The 16,105-nt window shown below is 68.2% G+C and carries 14 protein-coding genes; 7 read left to right on the top strand and 7 right to left on the bottom strand.

The window, feature by feature from the left end; all coding sequences use genetic code 11:
- Positions 1 to 83: 83 nt before the first annotated feature.
- The gene (gene rfbC / locus R4P08_RS15010) at positions 84 to 659 is read right to left on the bottom strand and encodes a dTDP-4-dehydrorhamnose 3,5-epimerase (protein WP_317814705.1); all 576 of its coding nucleotides are present in this window, start codon (positions 657 to 659) and stop codon (positions 84 to 86) included.
- A gap of 35 nt (positions 660 to 694) precedes the next feature.
- Between rfbC and R4P08_RS15005 the strand changes: the two genes are divergently transcribed.
- From R4P08_RS15005 to R4P08_RS14975, 7 genes are all read left to right on the top strand, one after another.
- Positions 695 to 1,774 carry a class I SAM-dependent methyltransferase gene (locus tag R4P08_RS15005; protein ID WP_317814704.1) on the top strand — a complete coding sequence of 360 codons (1,080 nt, stop codon included), beginning with the start codon at positions 695 to 697 and terminating at the stop codon, positions 1,772 to 1,774.
- A 192-nt stretch (positions 1,775 to 1,966) separates the two neighbouring features.
- Positions 1,967 to 3,250: a class I SAM-dependent methyltransferase gene (locus tag R4P08_RS15000; protein WP_317814703.1), complete on the top strand. Its 1,284-nt coding sequence runs from the start codon at positions 1,967 to 1,969 to the stop codon at positions 3,248 to 3,250.
- Positions 3,247 to 4,110: a glucose-1-phosphate cytidylyltransferase gene (locus tag R4P08_RS14995; RefSeq protein WP_317814702.1), complete on the top strand. Its 864-nt coding sequence runs from the start codon at positions 3,247 to 3,249 to the stop codon at positions 4,108 to 4,110. The genes R4P08_RS15000 and R4P08_RS14995 overlap by 4 nt, the downstream gene beginning before the upstream one ends.
- Positions 4,107 to 4,772, top strand: a complete 666-nt coding sequence (locus tag R4P08_RS14990; RefSeq protein ID WP_317814701.1) for a PIG-L deacetylase family protein — start codon at positions 4,107 to 4,109, stop codon at positions 4,770 to 4,772. Before R4P08_RS14995 ends, R4P08_RS14990 begins: the two co-directional genes overlap by 4 nt.
- The gene (locus R4P08_RS14985) at positions 4,760 to 5,788 is read left to right on the top strand and encodes an SDR family oxidoreductase (protein WP_317814700.1); all 1,029 of its coding nucleotides are present in this window, start codon (positions 4,760 to 4,762) and stop codon (positions 5,786 to 5,788) included. The genes R4P08_RS14990 and R4P08_RS14985 overlap by 13 nt, the downstream gene beginning before the upstream one ends.
- Entirely contained in the window at positions 5,785 to 7,161 is a 1,377-nt protein-coding gene (locus R4P08_RS14980; RefSeq protein WP_317814699.1) for a glutamate-1-semialdehyde 2,1-aminomutase, read from the top strand. The genes R4P08_RS14985 and R4P08_RS14980 overlap by 4 nt, the downstream gene beginning before the upstream one ends.
- Complete coding sequence (locus R4P08_RS14975) at positions 7,133 to 8,494, top strand: putative glycoside hydrolase (protein ID WP_317814698.1); 1,362 nt, start codon at positions 7,133 to 7,135, stop codon at positions 8,492 to 8,494. The genes R4P08_RS14980 and R4P08_RS14975 overlap by 29 nt, the downstream gene beginning before the upstream one ends.
- Here the strand turns inward: R4P08_RS14975 and R4P08_RS14970 are convergent.
- The 6 genes from R4P08_RS14970 to R4P08_RS14945 are packed head-to-tail and all read right to left on the bottom strand — an operon-like array spanning position 8,487 to position 15,818.
- Positions 8,487 to 9,590, bottom strand: coding sequence for a glycosyltransferase family 4 protein (locus tag R4P08_RS14970; protein ID WP_317814697.1), 1,104 nt, complete (start codon positions 9,588 to 9,590; stop codon positions 8,487 to 8,489). The genes R4P08_RS14975 and R4P08_RS14970 overlap by 8 nt on opposite strands.
- Before the next feature lie 34 nt (positions 9,591 to 9,624).
- A complete protein-coding gene (locus R4P08_RS14965) occupies positions 9,625 to 10,773 on the bottom strand; it encodes a glycosyltransferase family 4 protein (RefSeq protein WP_317814696.1) in 1,149 nt (382 codons plus the stop codon).
- A complete protein-coding gene (locus R4P08_RS14960; RefSeq protein ID WP_317814695.1) occupies positions 10,770 to 12,290 on the bottom strand; it encodes an oligosaccharide flippase family protein in 1,521 nt (506 codons plus the stop codon). Before R4P08_RS14960 ends, R4P08_RS14965 begins: the two co-directional genes overlap by 4 nt.
- Positions 12,291 to 12,299: 9 nt before the next feature.
- Entirely contained in the window at positions 12,300 to 13,496 is a 1,197-nt protein-coding gene (locus R4P08_RS14955; protein WP_317814694.1) for a hypothetical protein, read from the bottom strand.
- Entirely contained in the window at positions 13,493 to 14,563 is a 1,071-nt protein-coding gene (locus R4P08_RS14950; RefSeq protein ID WP_317814693.1) for a glycosyltransferase, read from the bottom strand. Before R4P08_RS14950 ends, R4P08_RS14955 begins: the two co-directional genes overlap by 4 nt.
- A 4-nt stretch (positions 14,564 to 14,567) precedes the next feature.
- Complete coding sequence (locus R4P08_RS14945) at positions 14,568 to 15,818, bottom strand: O-antigen ligase family protein (protein WP_317814692.1); 1,251 nt, start codon at positions 15,816 to 15,818, stop codon at positions 14,568 to 14,570.
- Positions 15,819 to 16,105 lie beyond the last annotated feature (287 nt).

The raw sequence follows: 16,105 nt of genomic DNA, 5'->3' as shown, positions 1-16,105 counted from the left end.
CGGGCGGGCGCTCATTGTTGCTCCCGTTCCGATGAGGCTCCCCGGTCCCGCTCAGCTCCGGACCTGCTCAGCTCCGGACCTGCTCAGCTGGTGCGGCCGTGGGACGTGTCGAGGCGGTCGAGGAGTTCCCTCCACGAGGGGGCCGATCGGTCTCGCTCCGAGATCGGACCCACCGGAAGCGGCCACTCCAGACCCAGGTCGGGGTCGTCATGGGCGACCGCGATGTCCTCGGTCGAATCATGCGGCCGGTCGATCCGATAGCACACGTCCGCGTACTCGGTGAGCGCTTGGAAACCGTGGAGGAACCCTGGCGGGACGTACAGATGCCGGAAGGTCTCATCGTCCAGAGTGACCGCGATCGACTTCCCGAAACCGGCGGATCCGGGTCGGATGTCGACGAGGACGTCCAGGACTGCGCCCCGCGCGCACCGAACCAACTTCGCCTCACCACGGCCACTGCGGCCGTGCATCCCGCGGATCGTCCCATTCCGAGACCGTGACTGCGAGTCCTGCTGGAATTCGGCGGACGCTCCTCGTCTGCCGACGGCGGCGTCGAAAATCTCCGCGTCGAAGGTGCGGGTGAAGAATCCGCGCTCGTCTGTGAATGGTTCCGGAAGGAGGACGAGGACGTCGGGCAGTTCGGTAGTTTCAACGCGCACATCCCACATCGTGCCCCAGTCGGAGGAGGACCACCATGCCTTGTCGTGGATGCGGGAGCGAACGATTGGACACGATCCTCGACCTCGGGCGCCAGCCCGCCGCCGATTTCTTCCCCCCGGCCGACTCTCCCGTCGACGACCCGACCCATCCGCTTGCGATGGCCCTCTGCCCGTCGTGTGCATTGGCCCAGTTGGCGGAGGACGACACGGTGACCGAGGAACCCCGCGGCGTGGAACCGCTCGCGCTGATCGACCAGGCCGTCGACGCCGTGGACAGGGTGTCCACCGCGGGTTGGTTCGAGGGTCGATCGACCGTCCGTGAGTTCGGGAGTCCGCACGGCGGGTCCTGGCTGGGCCATCTCGGAGCCCGTGGTCTGCAGCCCGTGGACGAGAAGCCGGCGGATGTGGTCGTCGACTGCTTCGGGATCATGCACTCCCCGGACCAACGCGCGGCCTTCGCCGACCGGCGTGACGCGCTCGCCCCGGGAGGCGTTCTGCTCCTGCAGTTCCACTCTCTCGCCACGATCGTCGATCAGGGGCAGTGGAACGCCCTTCGCCACGGGCACTTCGCGTACTACTCGATGACGGCGTTGCGCTCGCTTCTCCGCGGATGTGGACTGACGATGAGCGACCTGTGGAGTTTCGACCTGTACGGCGGCACCTACCTCGTCGCGGCGACCGCGGACCCGGGTGCCGTCGAACCAGAGCGGGTCCAGGAGATCCTGGCAGAAGAACATCGACGCGGCCTCCACACGGTGGCGGGCACGTCTGCGCTCCAGCACGCGGCCGACGCCAACGCCACGAGACTGCGGCAATGGCTGGAGGACAGTCGTCGGCGGGGACACACGGTCGCCGCCTACGGCGCGGCGTCGCGGGCGGTCGCACTCCTCGCCCGGGCGGGCATCACACGGGACCTGCTCGTCTCGGTCGCTGACGCCTCGCCGGGCAAACACGGCCGCCGCATGCCCGGGACAGACATCCCGATCGTCTCCCCTGCGACACTCGTCGCCTCCGCGCCTGACGCCGTCCTTCTGACCGTCCCGGATCTCCTGCTCGAGTTGGAGCGGACGTTGCCGGAGCTGGCCGGCCGTTGGGTCGTCGACCCGGTGGACTGACCCGGGTCGGGATCGGACCGGAGAACGCGACGTCCGAGGGCTGCGGACTGGAATTCGATGCTGCGTAGACGAATCCTGATCCTCCGGCACTCTTCCAATTCCGAATATCTCAATATACGCTTATGTGCATTCCGACATACAAATCGGGGGGCCGCTAAGAGTGCCCGATCGCATTCTCCGGGGGGAGAGACCATGCAGTGTCGTCTTTGTGGGCAATCCGATCTCGTGAGCGTCCTCGATCTGGGTGCCACGCCACCGTGCGAGAAGTTCCTCACGGCTACTCAGCTCGACGAGCCCGAGGTCACCTATCCGCTTCACGTGCGGTTATGCCCGGATTGCTTCCTGCTGCAGATCCCAGCGCTGATCACACCAGAGGACACCTTCACCGACTACGCCTACTACTCGTCGTTCTCCGACAGCTGGGTGGCGCACGCCAGGACCTTCGTCGAGGAGGCGGTCGACCGACTAGCCCTCGGGCGGGACTCCTTCGTCGTCGAGGTCGCCAGTAACGACGGCTACCTGCTGCAGCACGTCGTCGACGCCGGCATCCGTTGCCTGGGGATCGAACCCTCGGCGAACGTCGGAGACGCCGCCCGCGACCGCGGGGTTCCCACCGTCACCGAGTTCCTCGATCCGGTCTCGGCTCGGCGTCTCCGCGAGGAGCACGGCCCTGCCGACCTGGTCGTGGCGAACAACGTCTACGCCCACATCCCCGATCTGCTCGGATTCACCGAGGGCCTACGGATTCTGCTCGCCGACGACGGCCACCTCAGTATCGAAGTCCACCACGCGCTGCATCTGGTCGCGTCCGCGCAGTTCGACACCGTCTACCACGAGCACTTCCAGTACTACACCGTCCTCGCCGCTCGGCGAGCCCTGGCGACGGCCGGTCTGGACCTGTACGACGTGGAGATGCTGCCGACGCACGGGGGATCGATCCGACTCTGGGCGAGCCCCTCGGAGGCGGGGCGGACACCCGGCCCGTCGGTACGACAGGTCCTCGACCTCGAGGCGGAAGCGGGCTTGCACGATCCCTCCGGTTATCGCCGACTCCAGTCCACCGCGGACGAGGTCCGCCGCGAACTCCTGGGGTTTCTGCTGGAACAGCAAGCGGCCGGCGCCCGGGTCGTCGCCTACGGCGCCCCCGGCAAGGGCAACACGTTGCTCAACTACAGCGGAATCCGATCCGACCTCATCGAATACATCGTCGACCGAAATCCGTACAAGCACGGTCGCTACACGCCCGGCACACGCATCCCCATCCACCCACCCGAACGGATCGCCGAGGACCAGCCCGACGTCGTCGTGGTGCTCCCGTGGAATCTCCGTACCGAACTGGTCGACCAGCTCCGCTACGTCGGCGACTGGGGCGGACGACTCGTCTTCCCGCTACCCACCCTCGACATCGTGGAACCTCATCGGAACCCCGCGAGCGCCCTCGACGTCATCCACTCTCTAGACGGAGTAAATCGATGAAGGTTGTTCTGTTCTGCGGCGGCTATGGCATGCGGATGCGCAATGACGTCGGCGAAGGTCTGCCCAAGCCGATGCAACTGGTGGGTCACCGTCCCCTGTTGTGGCACGTGATGCGTTACTACGCCCACTACGGGCACACCGAGTTCATCCTGTGCCTGGGTTACGGTGCCAGGTACATCAAGGAGTTCTTCCTCAACTATTCCGAGACCGAATCCAATGACTTCGTGCTCTCCGGAGGTGAGGTCGACCTGCTCGCCTCCGATATCGGGGACTGGAAGATAACGTTCGTGGACACGGGACTGGAGTCACCCATCGGGGAACGCCTCCGCCGCGTGCGCTCTCACCTGGGTGGCGACGAGTTCTTCCTCGCGAACTACGCCGATGTGCTCACCGACGCCCCACTGGACGACATCGTGGACAAGTTCCACGATTCGCAGGCCAGAGCGTCGATGATGGTCGTTCCGCCGCAGTCGTCCTTCCACTGCGTGCAGCTCGGGGAGGGCAGTTACGTCACCGGGATCACCCCGGTGGGCGAGTTCCCGATCTGGGAGAACGCTGGTTACTTCGTGCTCTCCCAATCGATCTTCGATCTTCTGCCACCGGACGGTGACCTCGTTGCCGACGTCTGTGGATCCCTGGCCGGCACAGGGCAGCTGTTCGCCTACCAGCACCTCGGTTTCTGGAAGCCCGCCGATACGTTCAAGGAGAGGGCGGAACTCGACGAGGCCTACAACAAGGGCACCCACCCGTGGATGGTGTGGGCAGCCGAGCACGAGCCGTCGCTCAGAGAGCGGCGCCAACATGCCGCGCTGGTGCCGCCGACGTCCCTCGGGGACTCACTCGAGAGCAGTGCCCGGTGATTCCTCTCCTCGCTTCTGTCCGTGAGGTCGTGGTCATCGGCGCCCACTGCGACGACATCGCGATCGGCATGGGCGGAACCCTGTTCGAGTTGTGCGCGGCCGTACCCGACCTGCGGGTCCGTGCGCTCGTGCTCACCGGTGCGGGCACGCCGCGTGAGGACGAGGAGAGGGCTGCGCTCTCTGCCCTCCTGCCCGGCGCGGATCTCGAGATCACCGTCCTGGATTTCCGCGACGGACGCCTGCCCGCAGACTGGGACAAGGTCAAAGACGCTGTCGCGTTGTTCGCCCGCACAGCCGATCCAGACGTCGTGTTCGCCCCGAACCGAAGCGACGCCCACCAGGATCATCGACTACTCGCCGAGGTGGCACCCACGGAATTCCGAGACCACCTGATCCTCGGTTACGAGATCCTGAAGTGGGAGACGGATACCCCCGCACCCTCCGTGTTCCTCCCGTTCGGGCCGGACACCGCCGAACATAAACGAAGAATTCTGCTCGAGCACTACCCCTCGCAGCATGCCCATGACTGGTTCGGCGACGGCGACTCGTTCGTGGCGTTGTCCAGGCTCCGTGGCGTGCAGTGCCGGGCCCCGCACGCCGAGGCGTTCATTCTCGAGAAGGCGACCCTCACGTTCACCAAGGAGCTGACATGCGTGTCCTGATCACCGGCAGTCAGGGATACATCGGAACAGTGATGGCGAAGGTCTTCGCCGCCGCGGGTCACGAGGTGATCGGCCTCGATATCGGCTACTTCGCCGGTTGTGTGATGGGCCCGCCCCCGGTGGATCCCCCGACCATCGCCACCGACCTGCGAGACGTCACCGTCGATGATCTCGTCGGGTTCGACGCGGTGGTCCATCTCGCGGCGTTGTCGAACGACCCACTGGGAGCCGTCGCCCCGGGGATCACCCACGACATCAACCATCACGCGTCGGTTCGCCTCGCCCGCGCCGCCAAGGACGCCGGGGTCGGACGATTCCTGTACGCGTCGACGTGTTCGGTGTACGGGGCAGCCGGCGACGAACTCGTGACCGAGTCCGCATCCCTCCGGCCGCTCACGCCGTACGCGGAGAGCAAAGTCCGAGTGGAGGAGGACGTCGCCGCCCTCGCCGACGCCTCGTTCGTGCCCGTGTTCCTGCGCAATGCGACCGCCTTCGGCTTCTCGCCTCGCCTCCGTGCCGACATCGTGCTCAACAATCTGGTGGGCTACGCGGTCTTCACCGGCGAGGTGAAAGTCCTGTCCGACGGCACCCCGTGGAGGCCGCTGGTGCACATCCGGGACATCGCCGATGCCTTCCTGGCCTGCCTGGACGCACCGGCCGCCGTGGTCAGTCGAGCCGCATACAATGTGGGGAGCGAGGCGAACAACGTCACGGTGGCCCAGATCGCGCGGTCCGTGGTCGATGAAGTTCCCGGCGCCACGCTCGCGATCACGGGGGAGACGGGCTCCGATCCCCGGTCGTATCGCGTCGACTTCAGTGCGATCCGCCGCGACCTGGGTTTCGAGGCCAGGTGGGGGATCGCCGAAGGCGCCGCCGAACTGCACCGCGCCTACGTCGCATCGGGACTCACGGACGACGAGTTCTTCTCCCGGTTCACCCGGCTCACCCAGCTCCGGCAACTGCAGGAGACCGGTGTGATCGACGACGCGATGCGTCGCTTCCCGGTCCTTTCGTGACCACCGCCCGCGTCGGCGTCTTCGACCGCTCGAACGCGCTTCAGGACGAGCTCCACCGGCTGATCCCGGGGGGAGCCCATACCTACGCCCGTGGTTCCGACCAGTACCCGGACGCCATGGCCCCGGTGCTGTCCCGGGGACGCGGCGCGCGGGTGTGGGACGTCGACGGCAACGAGTACGTCGAATACGGCATGGGTTTGCGTTCGGTGACGCTCGGGCACGCGTTCGCGCCGGTCGACGACGCCGTCAGAGCAGCGATCGCCGACGGGGTCAACTTCTCCCGACCAACCCAACTCGAATTCGACGCGGCCAGAGACTTCCTCGATCTGGTCCCCGGCGCCGACATGGTCAAGTTCGCCAAGAACGGCTCGGACGTCACCACCGCAGCGGTGCGACTCGCCCGCGCGGTCACCGGCCGCCTCGGGGTGGCCGTCGCGGACCAGCCCTTCTTCTCGGTGGACGACTGGTTCATAGGAACCACCGACATGGCCGCGGGCATCCCCGCGGCGGCCACCAACCCGATACGACGGTTCCGGTACAACGACCTCCACTCGTTGGAGGAGATCCTGGTCGACGGAGACACGGCGTGCGTCTTCCTGGAAGCGGCAACCGGCCAGGCTGAGCCCATCCCCGGCTTCCTCGAAGGCGTGCGCGAGCTGTGCACGCGCCACGAGGTTCTGCTCGTGTTCGACGAGATGATCACCGGGTTCCGTTGGTCGGAACACGGCGCACAGGGGGTATACGGGGTGACCCCCGACCTCTCGACGTGGGGTAAGGGAATGGGGAACGGCTACGCAGTCGCCGCGCTCGCCGGTCGGCGGGAGTTCATGGAACTCGGGGGACTGAACACAGACCGCGAACGGGTCTTCCTACTGTCGACGACGCAGGGCCCCGAGCGTGTCGGCCTGGCCGCTTTCCGCGCAGTCGCCGCGGTGTACAGGGCATCCGATCCCGTCGGCGCGATGGAATCCGCCGGGCGCGCCCTTGCCGACGGCGTGAACTCCGCCGCACGAGCTGCCGGACTCGCCGATCACGTGCAGGTCATCGGCCGTCCCTCGTGCCTGGTGTTTGCCACTCGCAACGCCGATGGTGTGCCGTCGCAGGCGTTCCGCACCCTCTTCCTGCAGGAACTCATCGCCCGGGGAGTGCTCGGACAATCATTCGTCACGTCGGCAGCGCACGACTCCGAGGACATAGAACTCACGATCGATGCTGCCACCGCCGCACTCGGGCCGTACGGAGATGCCCTCGCGGCCCGCTCGGTCGAAGGACTTCTCCGCGGACGGCCCGTGGCCCCGGCGATTCGCCGACACGCTTCTCCACGTCGACTCAAGGAGGACAGTCATGTCACACATCAGCGGGTACCCCACTGACTCCAGACAGATCCCGTACGACCAGGGTGCACCGCCACGGGGCGCCGCCCGTTCGCCGTCGCCGGGCGGCGGACGACCACGCCGATCGGCCACCCGCCGACGACTCGTCTCGACGGTCGCCGCGGTCCTGGCCCCTGTTCTGGTCATCTCCTCCGCGTGTGCGACAGGGAACGACCAGGACGCGGCGATGCCGGAGGCGGCAGACCGAGCCTACCCCGAGGTGAAGTCGGCGGCGTTGACCGTGGACGGCACCGGCCGATCCGTATGCAGTTTCTGGTACGGGATCGGCAACTCTCCCACCGACTCGGAGATGCGGGCAAACCACGACGTGGTGGTTTTCAACGCCTGGGAGACCGAGCGGATGCGCGAACTCAAGGCCGCTGACCCGGGCGTCGTCGCCCTCGTCTACAAGGACCTGTCGAGCACCCGGAGTTACAGCGGCGCCTTCGACGCGGGCAGAGATGCCGACAAGATCCCGACTGGCCTGGGCTTCGCCCGCACAGAGGCGGAGAACCCCGAATGGTTTGCCCGCGACTCCTCGGGCCGCCGGATCGAGTGGGACCCCTTTCCCCAGCACTGGCAGATGACGGTCTGGGACAAGAAGTACCAACGCGCCTGGGCCGACGCCGTGGTCGCGGAGGTCACATCCGAGGGCTGGGACGGGGTTCTCGCTGACAATGCGCTCACAACACTGTCGTACTACTCGGACGCGGTGCTCGAAGGCACATCCTCGAGGGCGCAGACCGACGAGCGTATCCGCACCGGCGTCGACGAGTTGGTCACCCTGGCCGGCGAAGCACTCAACGACTCCGGGAAACTGCTCGTGCCGAACATCCCTGACTCGCGGAAGTTCGATGGCCTGTGGCACTCTCACAGCCTCTACGGCGGGGGCATGGAGGAGTATTTCGCGAGGCCGGCCGACGACGGGTCGCTCCTCACCTTCAACGGCGACCAGTGGGACGAATTGTTGTCGTCCGCGATGGCCGGGGACCGGTGGCTGCTGCTCATCACGAACGAGCCCGGAGAGCGGGAGCAGCAGTCGGGATTCGCGGCCGCCGCCCTGCTGGCGGGTCCGCGGACCTGCTGGATGGCGACGGGCGACCCGTCCTATCAGTCCTTCCCCGCGAACCCCTGGCTCGATGCCGGCCTCGGGCAACCCGTCGAGACTCCCGGACGTTCGGGCGACGGCGTGTGGACCAGGTCGTTCACCGGCGGATGGGTCGCGCTCAACCCGACGGGCCGAACCGCCCCGGTGGTCGTGCCCGAAGAGTTCCGTGACCGGGTAGACGACGACCGACTCGATCCGGGCGAGAGCCTCGTGGTGATCAGGTGAGCGTCGCGTAGAACTCCAGGTGGGCTGCCGCGGAGCGCTCGACCGAGTACAGACGTCGTGCCCGGCTTGCCAGCGCCCGCCCGAGGCGCCCGGGCTCGGGATCGGCGAGCAGTCTGCCGAGCGCGACCGCGATCGATTCGACGTCGCCCGGCCGGGCGAGGTACTGGTGCCCGGGCACATCGAGCATCTCGGCGACACCCCCCGTGTCGGTGGCGAGAACGGGCTTACCGGCGCCCATCGCCTCGGCCACCACCAGGGGCTGCTGTTCCATACGGGATGGCAGGACGAGCGCGTCGTGAGCGGCGAGGAGGTCGGGCACATCGGTTCGAAATCCCAGGAACTCAACGCGACCCGCCAGGGTCGGACTCGCGGCGAGACGCTCGGCCGCGGGCCTGGCCGGGCCGTCACCGACGACCGTCAGCGTCACCCCGTCCCTGAGCACACCCGGATGCTGTAGCGCGGTGAGCAGATCGACCAATCCCTTTCGCTCGACGAGCAGCCCGACGAACAGCAGACGCTTCACCGGCCCGACCGGAGGCGTCGACTCGGGAAGAACGACCCCGTTGTCCAGATGGACGATCCGACCGGCGGGTATCCGCAGACGCCGGTGGAGGAAATCCCCCATCGCGGTGGCTGGGACGACCGTGCGGGTCGACGCGGCGGCTACCGCGGCGTCTCCCGCCAGGACCATTCGCGTATAGCGGGAAGGCCCGTCGGCGCCACGCACGCCACGGAACCACGGCTCCGTTACATCATCCGGTACGCCATGGTAGGTCTGCAGCACGGCGCGGGGCCCGCCCGGGAGCCACTGCATCCCCGCGACGACCAGTCCGGCGCGTCGATCCTGGGCGTGCACGATCGTAGGCCGCCAGCGGCGCAGCGCCTCCCTGGCCCGCCCCCGCGCCATGAGGTCGCCCTTGCGGTGTACGTCGATCGGGTGGTGGACGTCGCGGACGGAGTCGCCGCCGCGGGCGGGTGGGGGACCGAAGATGCCGACAGTGTGGCCACCGAGATCGGCGACCGCGAGGGCGAGTCGGGTGGTGACGTCGACCGGCCCCCCTCGGTCCTGCGTCAACAGATAGGCGATGCGTGCCATGGCTGTCCTCTCCTCATCAGCCGCGGACCGCGGGTCACCGTCGACCGACCAGTTCGGTTACGAGAGCGGCCATGTCGTCGGCGACCCGGCGCGAGTCGAACGATGACACCGCGCGCTCCCTACCCAGTCGCCCTTCCCGTGCCGTGAGTTCACCGTCAGTCAGGCGGGCGGCGATCTCTCGGGCCAGCCCTGCGGTGTCGCCGACTTCGAGTACGGTGCCCGCGTCGCCGATACTCTCGCGCATCCCGCCTCCGGCGAACGCCACGAGCGACCGACCGCTGGCCATGGCCTCAAGGGGTACCAGCGCCATCCCCTCGGCTCGGGACGGCGTGACGACCACGTGGGCGGCGCACATGTAGCGAGTCGGGGTCGTGCTGCTACCCACCCAGAGGACGGAGGGATCTGAGGCGATCGGATGGTCTGCGAGCAGTTGATCACGCAGCGGCCCGTCCCCGACGATCGCGAGTCGCGCGCCGGGCACCTCTCGGAGCACCGCGGGCCAGGCGCGCAGTAGGAAGTCGTGTCCCTTGAGCGGGGACAGTCGTGCCACACACACCGCGAGTGGTCCGGCCGGCAGCCCCAGTTCGCGCCCCGCGAGGTCCCGGTCACCGGGACGAATACGGTCCGTGTCGACGCCGTTGGGGATGACGACGAGACGCCCACGGATCCGCGCCCGACTGCCGTGATCGCGCTCATCGGCGCTGACACACACGATGACGTCTGCCCACCGGGCGGCGAACCGCTCCCAGAGCAGAGCCGGCCGGGCGGCGGCCCCGGCGTCGGCCTGAAAGGACCAGAGGTGGGGTTGGAAGAGGGTGGGTGTCCTACCCCGGACGGCCAGGCGCCCGGCAAATCCCGCCTTGGAACTGTGTAGGTGGATCACGTCGGGACGGATCATTCCGATGAGAGCTGCCAGTCTCCGGATCTCCCTCGGTGTGGACGGGCCGGGGGACCGAGTCGCGCCCCAGCGGTGCAGGGACACTTCGCTGCCGGACAGGCTGTCGGGCAAGCGACCGGCGTCCCCGGTGGCGACGTGCACGTCCCAACCCCGGGCCGCCTGGTCTGTGGCGAGGGTGTCGACGACGGCTGCGACCCCGCCGTCCACCGGCTGCGAGACGTGCAGCACCGTCGGGCGGCTCGTCGTCATCCTCTGCACCCGGTCCTCCTGTGGGTTGCTGGTCATCTCGACCGCCTCGCAGATCCGCCCGCCGCTCGTTGATTGTCCGCTCCCTCGCGGGCCGACTCGCCGCGACGGAGCGCGCGGAGATCTCTCAAGACGGCGCGGTTCGCCGCCCACGTGAGAACGCAGAACACCACGACCAGTACGACCGCCTCGACCACGGTGCCCGCCCAGGTGACGGTCTGTCCCAGTCCCGCGGCTCGCAGCCCCGCGTCGGCCGCGAGGCACCCGATCACGGGAATCGCCAGACCGAGTACACCGCGTCCGATCGCGACAATGCCCGGCGCCACCCCGGCCCGACGCATCACGAGGTAGGTGGGCAGGAGCAGCGCGCTCGCGGCGATCACCTGGGCCCAGGCCGCCGCAACCACGCCCCGCCCGACGAGTGCCACCAGGAGGGTCGAGACAACGACCAGGTGTGAGATCTCGAGCAGCAGGTACACGCGGAGCCAGTCGGCCGCTCGTAGCACCTCGTACCAGATCACCAGGACGCTCACGATCAGGCCATAGCCGCACAACACGATCAATACCGGCACCGACGCCGCCCAGTGCTCGCCGAGGAGGACGATGCTGTCGGCGATCAGAGCGGCGATCACGTACAGACCGCCGACGACGAGCAGTGTCGCATGGGTGAACTGGCCGGCAGCGGCACTTAGCTCGTGGTGCCGGGCGGCGCGGATGAGTGTGGTGTAGACGGGGAAGGCGACCGCTCCGAGTACGACGGCCACCATGATGTAAGGCACCCAGGCGATCCTGAACGCCAGCGAGTAGATGCCGACGGCATCCGGACCGAGGACCCTGGAGATGATCAGATAGTCGATGTTGATGAGTACGTACGACACGACAGCGGCCGGACCGACCAGCTTGATCCAGCCGATCGCCTCGCCGGCCACGGCGGAGTCCCAACGGAGCCGTACGCGACTGCCGACCGCGTAACCGAACAGTGGTTGCAGGATCGCAGTGACGAGCATCCCGACGGCCAGTGAGTACGAACCCGCTCCCGCTGCCGCCAGTCCCACGGTGACGACCGCGCCCGCGAGGGCGCTGCCGGCGTCCGGGAGCATCCGCCGGCGGAAGTCGAGATTGCGGTGCATGATCGCCATCTGCACCCCACCCACCGCGGTGAACGGGAGACCTACCGCCACGATGGCGATCAGCGGGGCAGCGCCGGGCGCGCCGAGGAGGTGCGCGAGCGGCACGCACAGCGCGACACCGCCGACCGCCATGACCAACCCGGCCGACACGGACATGACGAGGACGGTGCCCGCCATCGCGTTCTCGTCGCCGCGGGTCCGGGCTACGACGTCGTAGACGCCCATCGTCTGGATGACCTGACCGATGTTGACCAGGGAGACGGCGACGGTGACGAGCCCGAGGTCGGCCTCCGTGAGGAAGATCGCGAGGACGAGGGTGACCGCCATCTGGCTGCCCTTACTGGCGAGGTTGACCAGCCCCAGCCAGAGTGAACCCCTGGCGGCCCGGGTGCCGAGCGAGTCCGCGGGGGCGGTTGTCTGAGGCATGGTGGCCCCTCAACGGGCGGCGGAAGTGGGGGCCGCTTCCCCCGGGACGGGGTCGTCCTCCGGCGGATCGCCGGGCGGCGGGCCCGCGACAGGCCGGCTCCCGTCAGGGGGCCGTTCGGCGTCGGTCGTTCCAGTCGCGTGACGTCCGGCGGCCGGGCGGTCCGCCGGCGGGCGGCTGTCGGACTCGGGGTGGTGGGTCGCGGGGACTCGGGTGAACTCGGGACTGGGATCACTCTCCGCATTCCGGTCCGCACCGGTTCGGGACTCTCCGGAGGATTCGTCCCCCGCCCTGCCGTCGGAGAGGATGACGGCGACGACCTCGTGGGGGTCCGGGAGGGTGCCGACGGCTGCCCGAAGGGACCCTGGGGTCGCGGCGATGTGGGTGACGATTCCGACGGCGATCCGGCGTTCGTCGGCGACCGGCACTGGTGTGAGATCAAGGGCGTCCGAGATCCGTGCCGCCGCATCGACGAGCTGCGGCTCAGACACGACGAGTCGCAGGGGTCTGCCCGCGGTCTCCTGCAACAGACGCAGCGTCTCCAGGGCCTCGCCGGAACCGTCGTCGCTGATCACGGCGACGGCGTGGCCCACACCGGCCTCCCCGAGAAGGCGACGAATTCGACGTGTCGGGTGAGGCCACCAGAGAACCGCCGCACCGAGTGCCGCAGCCCCGGCGACCACCCCGGCGGTGAGGGCGAGGCCGACCGCCAGAAGTAGGTCCGGCGAGGCCTGCTGCACGGTCGGTACAGGGTCGAGCACCCGGAGAGTCGCCGCCGGAGAGAGCAGATTCGCCTGCACGAGCTCACCCGCGAGTTCGTTCGCGAGACCGGCGGCGACGTCGGGATCGCCTGAGCGCACAGTGAGTCGCGCCAACCCGGACGCGGGAACGAGCTCGAGCGTCACGCCGTCGGTGATCGCGCTCGGGTCGTCAGGCGCATCCGGCACCCGGGCCGCTGCGGAGGAGATCGCCGAGGCGCTGTGGGCGACCTCGACCAGCGCCGGTAGAGAGTTGGCGACCACCACTCCGAAGTCTGGTCTCTCCGCTGACGCCGGGGTCGTCCGGGGAACGGCCAGCAAGCCGATCCGGGCGTCATATGCCTCCGGACGGAGTAACAGGCCGGCGGCGACCGCGCCGAAGACGATGACAGCGGTCACGACCGCTGCCAATACCCGCCTGGTCAGCCAGTGTTTCGTGAATCGGTTCATCGGGGCTTCCTTCGGGTGATCAGGGACCTCAGCAGGTCGTCGTAGGAACGCATCATGTCGTGGGGGGCGTACGATTCCGCGATCGTGGCGAGTCCACGCTCGGCGGCCCGATCGCGCGCCGCGGCGTCGACGAGCAGCTCGCGTAGTGCCGACGCAGCCTGCTGCGGGTCGTCCGGTGGAACCAGACGACCACCTCCGGCTCCCAGCACCTCGCGGAGTCCGTCGACGTCCGACGCGACGACGGGACGCCCTGCAGCGAGGGACTCGAGCACCGAGATGGGCAGGCCCTCCCAGTCGCTCGTCAGAACTGTGATGTCGGTGGCCGCGAGGAGATCCGGTACATCAGATCGAGTGCCGAGGAAACGGACGCGGTCGCCCAGATCAGCGGCGCGCTCCTGCAGCTCGGCCCGCAGCGAACCGTCACCAGCGATGAGGAGCAGGGCGTTCGTGTCGAGGATCCGCCACGCGTCGATCAGCACATCGTGTCGCTTCTGCGCTTCGAGACGGGCCAGGCAGAGGGCCACGGGCTGGTCCGGCGGAATCCCGAGCCGGAAGCGGGCGGCGTCGCGGTCCGCGCCGTCAACCGGGGTCACCGCGTTGCGGATCACCCGTGGTTCCGGTCGGCCGCCCCCAGCCGCGCTGAGACGATCCGCGATGACCTCGGCAACGGCCACCACCGCGTCGGCGCTGTACTGCAGCGCACGCGCTGCGAGCCGATAGTCGTCCTCTCTGACACCATGGAACACGGCGAGGACCGGCACACGTGGACGCGCGAGACGGACGACCACGCTCGTCAGGACGTTGTGAGTGATCACCGCATCCGGCCGGAATTCCTCGAGAACGGCCCGGACCGCCCGTCGGGAGCGGAGAACCGACTGGAGGGACCGGGTGACCAGGGGGACGGTGAACTGTGGATGGCCGCGAGTCCTCAGTCCGTCCGCTCGCTCTCCACCGGACGATGCGACCCCGGAGGTCCAGCCGAAGTCCGCGCCCCTGTCCACGAGTTCGACGACCAGTGATTCGGCCCCGCCGATGCCCATCTCGTTGATGCAGTGCAGTATCCGCATCCTCTCAACCTCCCGCCTGAGTGGGGTGGCGCAGGTGCAGGGCGCATGCTGCGGCGACCATTGACCAGAGGGACATGTAGTACTGCTGGGACAGGAATACCGAGGCGACGATGACGGCGAGCAGGCTCGCCTGGATCGCGACCACCGTTCGATGATCGGCACCCGCGCGCAGGGCGAGTTCGGTGGAGACCAACGCGGTGAAGATCACACCGACGAACAGCAGGAGGCCGAGAGTCCCGAGTTCAGCTCCGACCTCGAGGTACATGTTGTGGGTCACCGGGGTCTGTTCCGCGATCTCGGCGAGACCAGAGGCGGCGGCATAGTGTTCGCGGAAGCCGCCCGGCCCCACGCCGAGTACAGGGTTCTCGCCCAGCAACCGTGCCGCGGCCTGCCATCGGATAAGCCTGGAGTCGACGTTCGAGCCGGCGATGTACTGCTTTTCTCCTAGTGCCGCGACCAGCGTGGACGCAGCGAAGGCGGCCACCGTCACCGCCGCCACGAGCACCCCTGCGGCCGCGGTGAGGAGCGTACGCAGAGAGATCGCTCCCCGGGCGATCAGCCAGATGACGGCAACCGCAGCGGCCATCGCCCCGCCTCGCGAGAACGTCGCCGCAGCCCCCAACGCGAGCACCCCGACGAGCACGACCCGTGCGACGTTCCACCACCGGCCGCCCAGCTCCAGTGCGACGACCAGTGGAAGGGCGGCGACGAGCACATACGCGAGGTCGTTCGGGTCCTCCAGCGGACCCGTCGCCCGGCGCTCGCCCGACACGATGACGCTGAACAGGCCACCGCTTCCGGCGAGGACAGCTCCCACGACCGACGCGGCGAGGATCAGCCGCACCTTGATCTCCCGGGAGGCGACGTCGACCAAGATCGCGGCGGTCACGAGAAAGGGAACCCATCGGATCGCGTACTGGAGCGCGAACTGCCCGGACAGGTGGAGCGCTGTACTGGCCAGTACCGTCGTGGCGAGCGCCGTGAGAAGGACGTGGACGGGGTGGAAGTTGCCCCGTGTCCGGAACCAGAACCTGAGGACGAGCCAAGACCCCACGAGCAGGACGGCCGGGATCTTGACGGCCTGCGGGTGTACCGCCATCAGGCTGCCCTCGATCGGAGCCGTTCCGACGGTGAGCGCAGCGGACACGACAACCGCCCACTCGGCGGCCCTGAAGGCCCGGGCGCGGACGAGGGCGGGCTCACGGACCGAGTGCTCTCCGGCCACAGGCTCGGGCACGAGGACATCGACCACCACCGGATCAGTGCGCGTACTCGTTCGGCGCGCCGGACGTGTAAGAGGCACGGCAACCCTTCCTCACGCCTCAGGGTGGTGGCAACCTCGGGTGTCGGACAGGCCGACCCTGCCGTTGCAGATTACCGCGCGAAAGTTCAGAATTCTTCACAAACTACGACATTTGCTGTATCGATGGACTCCTCGGAGATGTTTCGCATCCGCGCCGGAGGAGGGTAAGTCCCGTGGAGTGGTGGGGTTTCGGGGCCGACGTTCTGGCTGACGAAGGTGTGGCGGTCCGCCTAAGAGGG

Origin of the sequence: Rhodococcus sp. IEGM 1408, assembly GCF_033142235.1 — a bacterium.
Classification (GTDB): domain Bacteria; phylum Actinomycetota; class Actinomycetes; order Mycobacteriales; family Mycobacteriaceae; genus Dietzia.
This window is presented reverse-complemented; position numbering and strand designations above follow the sequence as displayed.

Excerpts from the sequence above, each read along its gene's own strand:
- R4P08_RS15005 (WP_317814704.1), top strand. The coding sequence starts at position 695 with ATGCCTTGTCGTGGATGCGGGAGCGAACGATTGGACACGATCCTCGAC.
- R4P08_RS15000 (WP_317814703.1), top strand. The coding sequence starts at position 1,967 with ATGCAGTGTCGTCTTTGTGGGCAATCCGATCTCGTGAGCGTCCTCGAT.
- R4P08_RS14995 (WP_317814702.1), top strand. The coding sequence starts at position 3,247 with ATGAAGGTTGTTCTGTTCTGCGGCGGCTATGGCATGCGGATGCGCAAT.
- R4P08_RS14985 (WP_317814700.1), top strand. The coding sequence starts at position 4,760 with ATGCGTGTCCTGATCACCGGCAGTCAGGGATACATCGGAACAGTGATG.
- R4P08_RS14975 (WP_317814698.1), top strand. The coding sequence starts at position 7,133 with ATGTCACACATCAGCGGGTACCCCACTGACTCCAGACAGATCCCGTAC.
- R4P08_RS14970 (WP_317814697.1), bottom strand. The coding sequence starts at position 9,590 with ATGGCACGCATCGCCTATCTGTTGACGCAGGACCGAGGGGGGCCGGTC.
- R4P08_RS14965 (WP_317814696.1), bottom strand. The coding sequence starts at position 10,773 with ATGACCAGCAACCCACAGGAGGACCGGGTGCAGAGGATGACGACGAGC.
- R4P08_RS14960 (WP_317814695.1), bottom strand. The coding sequence starts at position 12,290 with ATGCCTCAGACAACCGCCCCCGCGGACTCGCTCGGCACCCGGGCCGCC.
- R4P08_RS14955 (WP_317814694.1), bottom strand. The coding sequence starts at position 13,496 with ATGAACCGATTCACGAAACACTGGCTGACCAGGCGGGTATTGGCAGCG.
- R4P08_RS14950 (WP_317814693.1), bottom strand. The coding sequence starts at position 14,563 with ATGCGGATACTGCACTGCATCAACGAGATGGGCATCGGCGGGGCCGAA.